9 protein-coding genes and 3 tRNA genes are annotated in these 14750 nt (G+C 68.9%); 10 read left to right on the top strand and 2 right to left on the bottom strand.

Annotated elements, in window-relative coordinates:
- Positions 1 to 243 precede the first annotated feature (243 nt).
- Positions 244 to 1659 carry a methyl-accepting chemotaxis protein gene (locus B9P64_RS29140; protein ID WP_085314283.1) on the top strand — a complete coding sequence of 472 codons (1416 nt, stop codon included), beginning with the start codon at positions 244 to 246 and terminating at the stop codon, positions 1657 to 1659.
- Positions 1660 to 1665: 6 nt separating this feature from the next.
- Here the strand turns inward: B9P64_RS29140 and pepN are convergent, their stop codons facing one another.
- Positions 1666 to 4371, bottom strand: a complete 2706-nt coding sequence (pepN, locus tag B9P64_RS00300; protein ID WP_085314282.1) for an aminopeptidase N — start codon at positions 4369 to 4371, stop codon at positions 1666 to 1668.
- Between the two features lie 219 nt (positions 4372 to 4590).
- On the opposite strand from pepN, the gene B9P64_RS00295 reads away from it, so the two are divergent.
- The 3 genes from B9P64_RS00295 to glgX all read left to right on the top strand — a co-directional run bounded on the left by B9P64_RS00295 (position 4591) and on the right by glgX (position 9165).
- Positions 4591 to 5328 carry a DUF4136 domain-containing protein gene (locus B9P64_RS00295; RefSeq protein ID WP_085314281.1) on the top strand — a complete coding sequence of 246 codons (738 nt, stop codon included), beginning with the start codon at positions 4591 to 4593 and terminating at the stop codon, positions 5326 to 5328.
- A 200-nt stretch (positions 5329 to 5528) separates the two neighbouring features.
- Complete coding sequence (locus B9P64_RS00290; RefSeq protein ID WP_085314280.1) at positions 5529 to 6911, top strand: zinc-binding metallopeptidase family protein; 1383 nt, start codon at positions 5529 to 5531, stop codon at positions 6909 to 6911.
- A gap of 61 nt (positions 6912 to 6972) precedes the next feature.
- On the top strand, positions 6973 to 9165 hold the full coding sequence (glgX, locus tag B9P64_RS00285) for a glycogen debranching protein GlgX (RefSeq protein ID WP_085314279.1): 2193 nt from the start codon (positions 6973 to 6975) through the stop codon (positions 9163 to 9165).
- Between the two features lie 13 nt (positions 9166 to 9178).
- On the opposite strand, the gene B9P64_RS00280 is transcribed toward glgX, so the two are convergent.
- Positions 9179 to 9907, bottom strand: a complete 729-nt coding sequence (locus B9P64_RS00280; protein ID WP_176256663.1) for a Crp/Fnr family transcriptional regulator — start codon at positions 9905 to 9907, stop codon at positions 9179 to 9181.
- A gap of 346 nt (positions 9908 to 10253) precedes the next feature.
- Here B9P64_RS00280 and B9P64_RS00275 point away from each other — a divergent pair, with 346 nt between their 5' ends.
- The 6 genes from B9P64_RS00275 (at position 10254) to B9P64_RS00250 (ending at position 14700) form a co-directional block, all read left to right on the top strand.
- A complete protein-coding gene (locus B9P64_RS00275) occupies positions 10254 to 10841 on the top strand; it encodes a type 1 glutamine amidotransferase domain-containing protein (protein ID WP_085314277.1) in 588 nt (195 codons plus the stop codon).
- Positions 10842 to 11131: 290 nt separating this feature from the next.
- Positions 11132 to 12541 (top strand): glutamate--tRNA ligase, encoded by a 1410-nt coding sequence (gene gltX, locus B9P64_RS00270; protein ID WP_235839842.1) that lies wholly within the window; start codon positions 11132 to 11134, stop codon positions 12539 to 12541.
- A 122-nt stretch (positions 12542 to 12663) separates the two neighbouring features.
- Positions 12664 to 12739 (top strand) — tRNA-Ala (locus tag B9P64_RS00265).
- 41 nt (positions 12740 to 12780) lie between these two features.
- A tRNA-Glu gene (locus tag B9P64_RS00260) sits at positions 12781 to 12856 on the top strand.
- A 105-nt stretch (positions 12857 to 12961) separates the two neighbouring features.
- Positions 12962 to 13037: transfer RNA gene (locus B9P64_RS00255), tRNA-Glu, on the top strand.
- Between the two features lie 172 nt (positions 13038 to 13209).
- Positions 13210 to 14700, top strand: coding sequence for an AMP nucleosidase (locus B9P64_RS00250; RefSeq protein ID WP_085314275.1), 1491 nt, complete (start codon positions 13210 to 13212; stop codon positions 14698 to 14700).
- Positions 14701 to 14750: the final 50 nt, after the last annotated feature.

Here is a 14750-nt window from a genome sequence, read left to right as displayed (position 1 = left end):
GTTGGAATTTGTCGGGCACCAGACCGCGCATGGCTGCGCGGACAACGGCCGCTAGTGTAAAGACGCGCGGCCGCCGGCGTCTGGCCTGCGTCACGCCGCGCTGCGTCGAGTCGGCAATGTCGGACTGGATCGCAGGGCTTTTCCGCGCTTTCGGGCCCGGTGGCGACGTTCAAGCTCAGCACACTGACAACAAGTCCGCCGGCGCCTTGAAGAGGATTGGCGCGGCGACCATGGAGACCGCGAATGCTGCTCAATCTGCGGCTGACGACCCGAATTGCCGGGGGCGTCGCCATCCTCATCTGCCTCATCGTCGTCAATGGTCTGGTCGGGGCGCTGGCGCTACGCAGCCAGGCCAGTGCGGCGCATGAATCGCTGGTCGGCGGCGTGGGCGCGCTGCGACTGGTGGCCCAGCTGCGCGCCGAGGCCGCCGAGCTGGCCTGGGCCGATCCGGCCGCCGTCGATGCGACGCGCGCCGATACCGAGCGGCTGGCGACCGCGCCGATCGATGCGGCGCTGCTGGCACGCCGCGACGCCGTGGTGGCGCAACTGCGCTCCCAGCTCGACGGCAAGACCGGGCGCGGCGGCTCGGCGGAAGACGATCTGGGCGCGTTCGCGGGCGAGCTGGTGACGGCCGCCGAGCAGCGCACCCAGCGCGAGGTCGAGGCTGCCGATACCGCGTTCTCGGTCATCGTCGGCAGCACGATCGCGTCGGTGCTGTTCGGCGCGCTGCTCGGCTGGCTGATGCGGCAGGCGATTCGCCAGCCGGTCGAGCAGCTGGTCGAATCGGTGCAGCGCATCGCCGCCGGCGACCTGGTCACGCGCATCGGCTCCAAGGGCCGCGACGAGATCGCCTGGCTCAACTACGAGCTGAACACCATGCGCAAGAAGCTGCACGCGACCATCGATTCGGTGCGCTCGTCGTCGGCGACGGTGGCCCATGCCACGCAGGAAATCGCCTCGGGCAATGCCGACCTCAGCGCGCGCACCGAAGGCCAGGCCAGCGGCCTGGAACAGACCGCCGCGTCGATGGAGGAACTGACCGCCACCGTGCGCCAGAACGCCGAGAACGCGCGCCAGGCCAATCAGCTGGTGCTGCGCGCGAGCGACGTGGCGACGCGCGGCGGCACGGTGATGAGCGAGGTGGTCGCGACGATGGGCGACATCAACGCCAGCGCGCGGCGTGCGGTCGACATCATTTCGGTCATCGACGGCATCGCCTTCCAGACCAACATCCTCGCGCTGAACGCGGCCGTCGAGGCGGCGCGCGCCGGCGAGCAGGGGCGCGGCTTTGCGGTGGTGGCGAGCGAGGTGCGCAGCCTCGCGCAGCGCAGCGCCGAGGCATCGAAGGAGATCAAGCAGCTCATCGGCAACTCGGTCGAGAAGGCCGATGTGGGCGCACGGCTGGTCGGCGACGCCGGCAGCACGATGGACGAGATCCTGACCAGCGTGCGTCAGGTGACGGACATCATGGCCGAGATCTCGGCGGCCAGCGAAGAGCAGCGCATGGGCATCGAGCAGGTGAATTCGGCCATCGAGCAGATGGACGGCGCCACGCAGCAGAACGCCGCGCTGGTGGAGCAGGCCGCCGCCGCGGCCGAGTCGCTGCGCGAGCAGGCCGGGCGGTTGCATGAGGCGGTGCAGGCCTTCCGCACCGCCTGACGGCCGTCAGGCCGCGAGCGCCTTGCCGACGATCTCGCGCACGTCGTTCGACAGCTCGGGCTTGTCGGCCACGCGTTGCAGCGCCGCCCGCATGCGCGCCTGACGCTCGGGCGTGTGGCGGCGCCAGCGGTCGAGCGAGCGTGCCAGCCGCGCCGCGATCTGCGGATTGAGGCCGTCGAGCTTGAGCACGTATTCGGCCCACAGCTCATAGCCGCTGCCGTCGTCGGCATGGAAGTGGCGCGGGTTGTTCATGCAGAACTGCAGGATCACCGAGCGCGCGCGGTTGGGGTTGCGCAGGCTGAACGCCGCATGCTTGAGCAGCCCCAGCACATGCAGCACGAAGCGCTGGTCGCTGCCGTCGGGCACGCGGGCGGCCGTGCTTTGCAACGTGAACCACTTGTCGAGCACCAGCGCATCGTTCTCGTGGCGCTTGAAGAAGTCTTCGAGTTCCATCTTTGCCGCGCCGGCGTGGGCCAGCGCGGTCAGCGCGGCGAGCCGGTCGGTCATGTTGGTGGCGGCCGCGTACTGCGCGCGCGCCAGCCCGATGCCGTCGCCGTCGATCTCGGTCAGATAGCGCAGGCAGAGGTTGCGCAGGCCACGCCGGCCGGCGCTGGCCGGATCGGGCCGGTACTCGCCGGTGGCGGCCAGCGCCACGCCGAGCGCGGTGTAGCGCGCGCGCAGCGACGGCGCGAGCGCGCTGGCGATCTGGCGCTTGAGTTCGTCGCGCACCCGGGCCACGGCCGGCGCGTCCACGACTTCGAGCGTCTCGGCGATGTAGATCTCGTCGGGCAGGGCCAGCGCCACTTCGACAAAGCCGGGGTCGAGATCGGCCTCCAGCGTGCGATGCATCGCCTCGACCAGCGCCGAGGTCTGCAGCGCCGCATCGTCGCCGCGCAGCCGCGCATGGATGACCGACAGCATCAGTTGCTGGCCGGCTTCCCAGCGGTTGAAGGCGTCGCTGTCGTGCGCCATGAGAAAGGCCAGCTCGCGCGTGTCGAGGTCATGGTCGAGCACCACCGGCGCCGAGAAACCGCGCAGCAGCGAGGGCACGGGCATCGCCTCGCCCGCCGGCAGACCAGTGAACACGAAGCTCTGTCGCGCTTCCTTGAGATGCAGCACGCGCTCGGTCGGCGCGGCGCCGGTCTCGCCTTCGAGCCGCAGCGGCAGGTCGGCGCCGTCGCTGCCGAGCAGGCCGAGCAGCACCGGAATGTGCAGCGGCAGCTTGACCGGCTGGCTCGCCGACGGCGGCGTCTGCTGGCTCAGCGTGAGCGTGAGGCGGCCGGCCGCCGGGTCCCATTCGCGCTCGGCGCTGACGATGGGCGTGCCCGACTGCGAATACCAGCGCCGGAACTGGCCCAGATCGGCCAGCTCGCCGAGCTGGGCATTGCCGGCTTCCATCGCGGCGACGAAGTCGTCGCAGGTCACGGCCTGGCCGTCGTGGCGGCGGAAGTACTCGTCCATGCCGCGCCGGAAGCCGTCGCGGCCCAGGATCGTCTGCTGCATGCGGATGATCTCCGCGCCCTTCTCGTACACGGTGGCCGTGTAGAAGTTGTTGATCTCCTGGTACTCGTCGGGCCGGATCGGATGGGCCATCGGGCCCGCATCCTCGGGGAACTGGGCGGCGCGCAGCGTGCGCACATCGTCGATGCGCTTGACCGCCTTGCCCGAGGCCGCGACGGCCGGCGTGGCCGCCGCCGCGGCAATCATGTCCATCGAGAATTCCTGGTCGCGGAAGACCGTCAGGCCCTCCTTCAGCGACAGCTGGAACCAGTCGCGACAGGTCACGCGGTTGCCGGTCCAGTTGTGGAAGTACTCGTGGCCGACCACCGATTCCACATTCGCGAAGTCGATGTCGGTGGCGACCTCGGGATTGGCCAGCACGAACTTGGTGTTGAAGATGTTCAACCCCTTGTTCTCCATCGCGCCCATGTTGAAGTCGCTGACCGCGACGATCATGAAGCGGTCCAGGTCCAGCTCAAGGCCAAAGCGTTCCTCGTCCCACTTGATGCTGTTGATGAGCGATTCCATCGCGTGATGGCTCTTGTCGAGATCGCCGTCCTCGACCCAGACCTGCAACAGCGCCTGCTTGCCCGAGCCGGTGGTGAGGGTGGTTTCCTCGCACACGAGCTTGGCCGCCACCAGCGCGAACAGATAGCTCGGCTTGAGGAAGGGGTCATCCCAAACGGCGTAGTGGCGGCCGTTGGGCAGCTCGCCTTCCTCAAGCAGATTGCCGTTGCCGAGCAGCACCGGATAGCGCGCCTTCTCGGCGCTCAGCCGCACGCGGTAGCGCGACATCACGTCGGGTCGGTCCGGAAAGTAGGTGATGCGGCGGAAGCCCTCGGCCTCGCATTGCGTGAAGAAGCCGTTCTTCGACATGAACAGACCCGACAGCGTGGTGTTGGCCTGCGGGTTGTTGGCGCTGACGGTCACGAGCGTGAAGCTGTCGGGCACGTCGGCGAGCGTGAAGCGGTTGTCGCCGAACACCGGCTGCACGGGCTGGCCGTCGAGCGTGGCGGAGATGAATTCGAGCGCCTCGCCGTCGAGCACCAGCGTGCGCGGCGCAGTCGATGCGGGATTGCGGCGGATCGCAAGCCGGGCCTCGACGATGCTGCGCTCGGCGTCGAGCGCGATGTCGAGTTCGACGCTGTCCACCAGATAGGCGGGCACCTGATAGTCGAGGCGGCGGATCGTGACGGTCTGGTCGGTGCGCATGGAGGCTCGCGATTTTTTTCGCGCCGGCGCGGCCCGCAAACGGCGTCCGTGCAGCGCGAAAGGTTTGGAAACCGGGGATTCTAGTCGGCGACTTTCGGGCCCCGGTGCGTCTGGCATAGTCGGAAACGCCAGTTTCAGACCCGGGGCTGGCAGCGTCGCCCAGGCCCTTGCGAGCCAACCGATTCCGTTCAACGCGCCGGCCCGCGCCGGTGTCCAGCCATGCGCATTTCCTCGCCTTCCCGCCTTGCCTGCGTCGCGCTCTGCCTGATCGGCAGCCTGTTGCTCGGCGCCTGCGCCACGCCGCCGCAGCGCGTGCGTGCCGACGTGACCGCCTTCAGCCAGTGGCCCACCAACGGCACCGACGGCGCGACCTATGCCTTCGAGCGCACGCCGGGCCAGGCCGACAGCCTTGAGCATCGCGCCTACGAGGCGCTGGTGGCCGAGCAGCTCGACCGCTTCGCGCTGCGCCCGGCCCGGGCCGGCCAGCCGGCGCGCTTTACGGTGGCGCTGAGCTATTCCATCGCCAAGCAGGACGTGAGCACGCTGGTCACCGACTGGCCCGAGCCGCCGATGACGACCTGGGGCTTCATGGGCTACACGCGCTACGGTCGGCCGGTCTACGGCTGGCGTCCCTATGCCTATGGCGGCTACTGGGGCGCGCCCTGGGGCGCCGGCCCGGTCACCCGCGAAGTGCGCGAGACGCTGTGGCGGCGCGAACTCAAGCTCGATCTGCGCGAGGGCGCCGGCAAGGTCTGGGAAGGCACGGCCACCAGCGACGGCCGCACCGACAACTTCAGCGCCATCGCGCCCTATCTGGTGCGCGCGCTGTTCGAGGAATTTCCGGGCGCGAGCGGCAAGGTGCGGCGGGTCGAGATCCCGATCGAGGCACAGCCGGCCGGCCCGCTGCCGCCGGCTGCCGCGCCCGCCGCCGCGCCGCCCGCCGCTCCCGCGCGCTGACGTGACGCGCTGACACGGCAGCGCCGCGCGACCCCGCGCATGGCCACGCGCCGCGACACGGCCGGCCTTGCATCGGCGGACTCCTACAGCGGCGCGGCCGCCACGCCGCTGCCACCGCCCGGTCCGCAGCCCCATCCTGACTCGAGATTCCGGCGCCCTTGCCTTGGCGCGCCGGAACCCTCGACCGTGGGAGTGTGGGAATGAAGCTGTTGACCTGTGGCCATTGCGGCCAGCGCGTGTTTTTCGAGAACGTCAGCTGCGGCAATTGCGGCCTTGCGCTCGGCTTTTCGCCCGACGAGATGGCGATGCTGGCCTTCGAGCTGCCGGCCGCCGTCGATGCCGCCACGCCGCTGCCGCCGCTCTGGCATCGGGTCGGCGGCGGCGCCGACCTGCGGCCCTGCCACAACTATGTCAACGAGAACGTCTGCAACTGGATGGTCGCGGCCGACGATCCCAATCCGCTCTGCCGCTCCTGCCGCACCACGCATGTGATTCCGGCGCTCGGCAACGGCGCCAACCGCGGCTACTGGTTCGCGCTGGAGCAGGCCAAGCGCCGGCTGCTCTACACGCTGATCGATATCGGCCTGCCGTTTCCGCCCAGCACCGAGGATGCGGAGCACGGCCTGTCCTTCCACTTCCTCGAAGAGGTCGATCCGGCGCGCCGCGTGCTCACCGGGCATGACCACGGCCTCATCACGCTCAACATCGCCGAGGCCGACGATGCGCGCCGCGAAGCCATGCGTGCCTCGATGCACGAGCCCTATCGCACGCTGCTCGGCCATTTCCGCCACGAGTCGGGCCACTACTACTGGGACCGGCTGGTCGACGGCTCGCCCTGGCTGGCGGAATGCCGCGCGCTGTTCGGCGACGACCGCGCCGACTATTCCGCCGCGCTCCAGCATCACTACGAGGCCGGCCCGCCGGCCGACTGGGCCCAGAGCCATGTCAGCACCTATGCCACCGCCCATCCGTGGGAGGACTGGGCCGAATGCTGGGCCCACTACCTGCACATGATGGACGGCCTGGAAACGGCGGCCGCCTGGGGCCTGCGGCTGGATGCGGTGATGCCCGGCGGCGCGCCGGTCACGGCCCAGGCCGTCGGCGGCGACGACGACGGCGTGGGCGCGGCGCTGGTGGCGCAATGGCTGCCGGTGTCCCAGTTCATCAACGGGATGATGCGCAGCCTCGGCCTGCACGACGGCTATCCGTTCCAGCTGCCGGCGACCGTGGTGGCCAAGCTCGAGTTCATCCACAAGGTGGTGCGGGCGGCGGCGCGCGGCGAGGTGCCGATGCGCTTCGGCGCCAATGCGCCGGCATCCACCGCCGAGCTGCCGGACCCGGCCGAGCCGCAAGGCAGCGAGCTGCAGCCCGGCAACGGCTCGATCGCGTTTTCCGACGGTTCGCCGCCGGCGGTGCACGACGAGCGTCCGATCCAGCCGGTGGGCGGCGGCCAGCCCGCCGCGCCGGGCGAGATGCCGGTCGAGCCCGACTCGCCGGCGGTGCCGCCGCCCGACCTGCCGGCGCCCGACGGCGTGGAGCCGGCCCAGGCGCCCGCCGGCAAGCCCACGCCGGTCGAAGTCTGAATCGACGGTCCATTCCGGCTGGCTGGCCGGCTCGCGTCATCGCTCACGAAAGGTCCAGGCCATGCCCGATGGATTCGATCCCGCCCACGCGGCCCGGCAACTGGAAGAGGGCTCGCCCTTTCCGCGCGGCGCCACCTATACCGGACGCGGCGTCAATTTCGCGCTGTTCTCCGCCCATGCGACCAAGGTGGAGGTCTGCATCTTCGACGCGCAGGGCGAGACCGAAATCGCGCGCATCGCCCTGCCCGAGTACACCGACGAGGTCTGGCACGGCTTCATCCCGGGCCTCGGCCCCGGCACGCGCTACGGCTACCGCGTGCACGGACCGCATGCGCCCGACGCCGGCCATCGCTTCAATCCCAACAAGCTGGTGCTCGACCCGTATGCGCGCGCCCATGTCGGCGAACTGCGCTGGGGGCCGGAACTGTTCGGCTACACGCTCGGCCATGCCGATGCCGATCTCAGCTTCGACGAGCGCGACAGCGCCGCGCTGATGCCCAAGTGCGTGGTGGTCGATTCGCGCTTCGTCTGGCAGCAGACCGACGCGGTGCGCGTGCCCTGGGACCGCACGGTGCTCTACGAGACCCATGTGCGCGGCTACACCAGGCGCCATCCGCAGGTGCCCGAGGAATTGCGCGGCACCTTCGCCGGCCTGGCCAGCGACGCGGTCGTCGACTACCTGAAGCACCTCGGCGTCACCAGCATCGAACTGCTGCCGATCCAGACCTTCGTCGACCAGAGCTCGCTGCTCGACAAGGGGCTGCGCAACTACTGGGGCTACGACACGCTCGGCTTCTTCGCCGCCGATCCGCGCTATTTCCACGAGCCGAGGATCGACGAGTTCAAGGGCATGGTCGACCGCTTTCACGCCGCCGGGCTGGAGGTGATCCTGGACGTGGTCTACAACCACACGCCCGAGGGCAACGAGCTGGGCCCGACGCTGTCGTTCAAGGGCATCGACAACGCCAGCTACTATCGGCTCATGCCCGAGCAGCCGCGCTACTACATCAACGACACCGGCACCGGCAACACCGTCAACCTGAGTCATCCGCGCGTGCTGCAGATGGTGACCGACAGCCTGCGCTACTGGGCCACCGAAATGCGGGTGGACGGCTTCCGCTTCGACCTCGCCACCATCCTCGCGCGCGAGCCGCACGGCTTCGACGAGAGCGGCGGCTTCCTCGACAGCTGCCGCCAGGACCCGGTGCTGTCGAGCGTCAAGCTGATCGCCGAGCCCTGGGATTGCGGGCCGGGCGGCTATCAGGTCGGCGGCTTTCCGCCCGGCTGGGCCGAATGGAACGACCGCTTTCGCGACTGCGTGCGCGCCTACTGGAAGGGCGACGCGGGCCAGGTGCCGGAGCTGGCCGCGCGCCTCACCGCCAGCGGCGATCACTTCAACAAGCGCGGCCGGCGGCCCTGGGCCAGCGTCAACCTGGTCACCGCGCACGACGGCTTCACGCTCGCCGATCTGGTCAGCTACAACGAGCGCCACAACGAGGCCAACGGCGAGGACAACCGCGACGGCCACGGCGACAACCGATCGTGGAACTGCGGCGTCGAAGGCCCGACCGACGATCCGGCCATCCTCGAACTGCGCGCGCGCCAGCAGCGCAATCTGCTCGCCACGCTGCTGCTGTCGCAGGGCACGCCGATGCTCCTCGCGGGTGATGAATTCGGCCGCAGCCAGCTGGGCAACAACAACGCCTACTGCCAGGACAACGAGATTTCGTGGGTCGACTGGGAGGCGCGCGGCGCGGCCGGGCTGGCGCTGGCCGAGTTCACGCGGCGGCTGATCCGCGTGCGTCAGGCCCTGCCGGTACTGCGGCGCGGGCGCTTCCTCACCGGCGAATGGAACGAGGCGCTCGGGGTGAAGGACCTGACCTGGCTGGCACCCGACGGCAGCGAGATGTCGCCCGGGCACTGGAACGATCCGCATCTGCGCTGCTTCGGCATGCTCATCGACGGCCGTGCCCAGGCCACCGGCATCGTCAGGCCGGCGTCGGATGCAACCCTGTTGCTGCTGTTCAACAGCTGGCATGAGCCGGTCGAGTTCACGCTGCCGACGGTGCCCGGCGCCAGCGTCTGGACCCGGCTGATCGACAGCGCCGAGCCGGTACGCGATGCGCTGTCGGAACACGTCTCGGGAGAGCGGCTGGCATTGCCCGGGCGGGCGCTTCAGCTGCTGGCGCTGGAAGCGCGCGGCGCGGCGGCCAAGGTGTTCGAGGGCGTGGCGCGCACGCTGACGACGGGTTGACCGCCGGCGCGCGTCAGAACAGCGGACGCCCCGGTACCGCCATCTCGCGGTGCAGCGCGATGTCGCCGAGCGCGGCCGCATCGATGACGCGCAAGCGGCCGCCCGACAGCTCGTACACGCCCAGCGTCAGCAGCCGGCGCAGCGTCTTGTTGGTGTGCACCAGCGACAGGCCGAGCGCATCGGCGATGTGCTGCTGGCTGACCGGGAAGGGCACGGCGCCGCTGGCATCGGCCAGATCGCGTTCGACCGCGCGCGCATACACATGCAGGATCAGCGCCGCCATCCGTTCGTCGGCGCTGCGGCGGCCGACCGACAGCAGGCTTTCCTCCGATTGCCGGCGTTCGTTGGCGGCGATCCACATCAGGTCGAGCGCCAGGCTCGCGTCCTGGGCCGCGGCTTCGAGCAGGCGCTGGCGCGGCAGGGTCAGGATTTCGGTTTCGGTCAGCGTCTCGATGCCGTAGGGAAACATCGGCGCGCCCGGCTCCAGCACGCCGAGCAGATCGCCCGGCATGACGAAGCCCAGGATCTGGCGCCGGCCGTCCTCCAGCGACTTGAAGCGGAAAGCCCAGCCGCCGCGCAGCAGATGGATGTTCAGCGTGTCGTCGCCTTCGCGCGCGAGCATCTGGCGCGGGCCCAGCACGACGCGCTTGCCCCGAAGTTCATCGACAAGGCGGCGGCGCGCATGACCGTAGGCAACGGGCACAAGACGCGCGCCCGGTTCGTCACTGCTGGAATTGGACATTGGATCCGCTGCCGGCATCGGAAGCCGCCCGATCGCATCTGCCCGAGCCGGGCCAGATCGCGCCAGATTGCTTGCTGCATCGCACCCAACGAAACGGGATCTTGTCGAGCGATAACAGCAAAGGGGCCAACTTCCGGATGCGTGGGTGGTGTGTGATTTTTCTCAGCGCGAGGGTATCGACGGGCGGGGTGGCTGGCTATGTTCTAAGACATACCGTCTGATGGGCGGTAGCCCCATTCGTCGCTGCGGGTGCTTACAACCTGGACCGACGGTTGACAAGCGCTGCCGGCACTCTCATGGTGATCGCGGGCATGCGGCTCGCGGCGTTCATCCCCGGGAGAAGCAGATGCAGCCGAGCGATTTCAACGATGCCCAGGTGGCGGTCCTCGTCACCGACCGGTTCGAGCAGTCCGAATTGACCGGGCCGCGCGAGGCGCTGGAAAAGGCCGGCGCGCGCGTGGTGCTCATCTCGGATCGGCTCGGCAGACTGCGCGCCACCCGGCAGGACGAGCCGGCCGACGAGTTCGAGATCGACAAGACTTTTCTCGGCGTCTCGGCCGAGGAGTTCGACGCGGTACTGCTGCCGGGCGGCAGTGTCAACTCGGCGCGCCTGCGCGAAGTGCCCGAGGCGCTCACCTTCATCCGCCATGCCTTCGAGCTTCAACTGCCGGTCGGCGCGATCTGCCACGGGCCGTGGCTGCTGATCGCGGCCGGGCTGGTGGCGGACCGCACGCTGACCGGCGCGCCCGGCATCGCGGACGACATCCGCGCGGCCGGCGGCCACTGGGTCGACCGCGAGGTGGTGGTCGACGGCAAGCTCATCACCAGTCGCGGCCCGGGCGACATCGCCGCCTTCAGTCGCGAGCTGATCGCGGCGCTGCGTACCCGGCAGACCCGTGACAAGGCAAAAGTCGGCACGCCGACCGTGACCTGAGTCTTGAGTCCGACGCTGGGTCCGAGGCCATCCCTGCCCGGTACTGAGCCGGACAGGATTGACGGCGCTTGCGTTGCGCTGTTTTAGGCGACGCTCCGGCGCAGGCAGGGGTTGGTTGGCCATCACGCCAGGTGGCTGGCGATCGCAGGCGTGTTTCGGGACGCGGCCGTTGCAAGCAATCCCTTGCAATGCGTCTTGCCCGGGTCCGGCGGTTTCCGGCGACGGTCGGCAGGGCGGGGCCGATTGCTAAACTCGACCGATTCTATTCAGGGCTTTTCCCAAGGCTGATCGTGTCCACTCGCCCCATCCGTTCCCGCTTCGCTCCCTCGCCCACCGGCTATCTCCATCTCGGCGGCGCGCGCACCGCGCTCTATGCCTGGGCGCTCGCGCGCCACGCCGGCGGAACCTTCGTGCTGCGCATCGAGGACACCGACCTCGAACGCTCCACGCCCGAGGCCGTGCAGGCCATCCTCGACGGCATGAAATGGCTCGACCTCGAACACGACGAGGGCCCGCACTACCAGATGCAGCGCATGGACCGCTACCGCGAAGTGCTGGCGCAGATGCGCGCCGCCGGCAGCGTCTACCCGTGCTACTGCTCGCCGCAGGAAGTCGAAGCCATGCGCGAGGCGCAACGCGCACGCGGCGAAAAGCCGCGCTACGACGGCCGCTGGCGCCCCGAGCCCGGCAAGACGCTGCCGCCGGTGCCCGAAGGCGTGCAGCCGGTGCTGCGGTTCCGCAATCCGGCCGACGGCGAGGTGACCTGGAACGACTTCGTGAAGGGCGAAATCACCATCGCCAACCGCGAGATGGACGACCTCATCGTCGCTCGCCCCGACGGCACGCCGACCTACAACTTCTGCGTGGTGGTCGACGACTGGGACATGGGCATCACCCATGTGATCCGCGGCGACGACCATGTCAACAACACGCCGCGCCAGATCAACATCCTCAAGGCGCTCGGCGCCGAGGTGCCCGAGTACGGCCATGTGCCCATGATCCTCGGCCCCGACGGCGAGAAGCTGTCCAAGCGCCACGGCGCGGTCAGCGTCATGCAGTACGACGACGACGGCTATCTGCCCGAGGCGCTGTGCAACTACCTGGCGCGCCTCGGCTGGAGCCATGGCGACGATGAAATCTTCTCGCGCGAGCAGTTCGTGGAATGGTTCGACGTGGCCCACCTCAGCCGCTCGGCCGCGCAGTGGGACCCGAAGAAGCTGAACTGGGTCAATCACCACTACATCAAGCAGGCCGACGTGGCCCGACTCGCCGCGCTGGTCGCGCCGCGCATCGAACGGCGCGGCGGCATCGTGGCCGGCGGCGTCGATCTGCCCACAGCCGTGCTGCTGCTGCGCGACCGCGCCGAAACGCTGGAGCAGCTCGCCGATGCGGCCATGCTGTTCTACGCGCCGTTCAAGGACGACGCTGCCCTGCGCGAGCAGCACGTCACTGCTGCCGTGCGTCCGGCCATCGCGGCCTTCGCCACCGCCGCCGCCGACATCGAGTGGAAGCGCGAAGCCATCGCGCCGCTGCTCAAGCAGGTGCTCGCCGCCCACAGCCTGAAGATGCCGCAGCTCGCGATTCCGCTCCGCGTGCTGGTGGCCGGGCAAACGCACACGCCGTCGGTCGATGCGGTGCTCGAACTGTTCGGCCGCGAGACGGTGCTGGCGCGCATCGCCGCCGGCCTCGATGCAGTCTGATGTGCGTGGTTGATACATTTTCGACACAGGCACTTGCCAAGTCGTAGAGCACTCTGCATAATTCGGCTTCTTCGCTGCTTGCACAGCAAAACGCAAACAACGAAGAACGCTGCACATCGCAAGGGGGTATAGCTCAGCTGGGAGAGCGCTTGCATGGCATGCAAGAGGTCAGCGGTTCGATCCCGCTTACCTCCACCATCAAGATGGTGCAGCGGTTGTGAGGTGATTCGGGTTTGAGTGTCCCTATCGTCTAGAGGCCTAGGACACCGCCCTTTCACGGCGATAACCCGGGTTCGAATCCCGGTGGGGACGCCAAACCCGAGTCACCTCAATGTTCGTCAAGATGGCTTAGCTTCTCGGCTAAGCCATTTTTGTTTGAGCGGTCGATGCTAGTCGGCCGTGCATGTCGCGCAGTTGCGGGTCCCTATCGTCTAGAGGCCTAGGACACCGCCCTTTCACGGCGATAACCCGGGTTCGAATCCCGGTGGGGACGCCAGTCAGTCGCCCGCAACCTGTGCAGTCAACGCAAAAAAGCCCGCAGATGCGGGCTTTTCTGTTTTTGCGCGCCCTTTCGGCAGCAGGGAATTCCGCGACGGCCGGCCCGGCGCGTTGCAGGATCATGCGACGCAACTATCGTTGCCCGATCCTCCCGCTTCCTGCCGAGACCCATGACCGAGCCGCGCCCCGCCACACTCAGCTTCACCGATCCCGACCGCGCCGCCGACCATGTCGAGCAGCTGTACGACGCAAGCATCGCCCGACTGCGCGACGCGCTGCGCCGCTTCGTGGCCGGCGAAGACCTCGGCGGCCATGTGCGCGCCTGCTATCCCTTCGTGCGTGTGCATACCGATACCGTGGCGCGCGCCGACTCGCGGCTGGCCTACGGCTTTGTGGCCGGGCCGGGCACCTACGAGACCACGCTCACCCGGCCCGACCTGTTCGCCGACTACTACCGCGAGCAATTCCGGCTGCTGCTGCGCAATCACGGCGTGGCGCTGGAAGTGGGACTGAGCACGCAGCCGATCCCGGTGCACTTTTCCTTCGCCGAGCACGATCACATCGAAGGCAGCCTGAGTGCCGAGCGCCGCATGCGCATGCGCGACGTGTTCGATCTGCCCGACCTCGGCGCGATGGACGACGGCATCGCCAACGGCACGCACGAGATCGACCTCGGCGAGCCGCAGCCGCTGGCGCTGTTCACCGCGCCGCGCGTGGACTATTCGCTGCACCGGCTGCGTCACTACACCGGCACCGCGCCCGAGCATTTCCAGAACTTCGTGCTGTTCACGAACTACCAGTTCTACATCGACGAGTTCATCAAGCTCGGCCACCAGATCATGGCCAGCGCGCCCGACGGCGGCGAGAACGACGCCTACTGCGCCTTCGTGGAGCCGGGCAATGTCGTCACGCGACGCGTGGGCGAGGCGGCCGAAGCCGGCGACGCCCTCGGCGCGCCGCCGCCCCGGCTGCCGCAGATGCCGGCCTATCACCTGCTGCGACGCGACCGTACCGGCATCACGATGGTCAACATCGGCGTCGGGCCGGCCAATGCCAAGACCATCACCGACCACATCGCGGTGCTGCGCCCGCATGCCTGGATCATGCTCGGCCATTGCGCCGGCCTGCGGAACACGCAGAACCTGGGCGACTACGTGCTGGCCCACGGCTATGTGCGCGAGGACCATGTGCTCGACGAGGACCTGCCGCTGTGGGTGCCGATCCCGCCGCTGGCCGAGGTGCAGCTGGCGCTCGAAGGCGCGGTCGAGGACGTGACCCAGCTGGAGGGCTATGAGCTGAAACGCATCATGCGTACCGGCACCGTGGCCAGCACCGACAACCGCAACTGGGAGCTGCTGCCGCAGCGCACGCCCGAGCGCCGCTTCAGCCAGAGCCGCGCGGTCGCGCTCGACATGGAAAGCGCCACGATTGCCGCCAACGGCTTCCGCTTTCGCGTGCCCTACGGAACGCTGCTCTGCGTGAGCGACAAGCCGCTGCACGGCGAGCTCAAGCTGCCCGGCATGGCCAACCACTTCTACCGCGAGCGGGTCGAGCAGCATCTGCGCATCGGCATCCGCGCCATCGAGCGGCTGCGCCAGCAGGATCTCGATCATCTGCACAGCCGCAAGCTGCGCAGCTTTGCCGAGGTGGCGTTCCAGTAATCGGTCAGTCCACTTGACCGTCATCAAGGCGGGTGAGGGCGCGGCGGGCG

This window comes from Derxia lacustris (assembly GCF_002105195.1).
In the GTDB taxonomy this organism is placed as follows: Bacteria; Pseudomonadota; Gammaproteobacteria; order Burkholderiales; family Burkholderiaceae_E; genus Derxia; species Derxia lacustris.
The sequence above is the reverse complement of the archived record's forward strand: the minus strand, read 5'-3'. Positions and strand labels throughout refer to the sequence as shown.

What these genes read in the sequence shown, in the direction of transcription:
- pepN (WP_085314282.1), bottom strand. Translation starts at nt 4,371, where the DNA reads ATGCGCACCGACCAGACCGTCACGATCCGCCGCCTCGACTATCAGGTG.
- B9P64_RS00280 (WP_176256663.1), bottom strand. Translation starts at nt 9,907, where the DNA reads ATGTCCAATTCCAGCAGTGACGAACCGGGCGCGCGTCTTGTGCCCGTT.
- B9P64_RS00295 (WP_085314281.1), top strand. Translation starts at nt 4,591, where the DNA reads ATGCGCATTTCCTCGCCTTCCCGCCTTGCCTGCGTCGCGCTCTGCCTG.
- glgX (WP_085314279.1), top strand. Translation starts at nt 6,973, where the DNA reads ATGCCCGATGGATTCGATCCCGCCCACGCGGCCCGGCAACTGGAAGAG.
- B9P64_RS00250 (WP_085314275.1), top strand. Translation starts at nt 13,210, where the DNA reads ATGACCGAGCCGCGCCCCGCCACACTCAGCTTCACCGATCCCGACCGC.
- B9P64_RS00290 (WP_085314280.1), top strand. Translation starts at nt 5,529, where the DNA reads ATGAAGCTGTTGACCTGTGGCCATTGCGGCCAGCGCGTGTTTTTCGAG.
- B9P64_RS29140 (WP_085314283.1), top strand. Translation starts at nt 244, where the DNA reads ATGCTGCTCAATCTGCGGCTGACGACCCGAATTGCCGGGGGCGTCGCC.
- B9P64_RS00275 (WP_085314277.1), top strand. Translation starts at nt 10,254, where the DNA reads ATGCAGCCGAGCGATTTCAACGATGCCCAGGTGGCGGTCCTCGTCACC.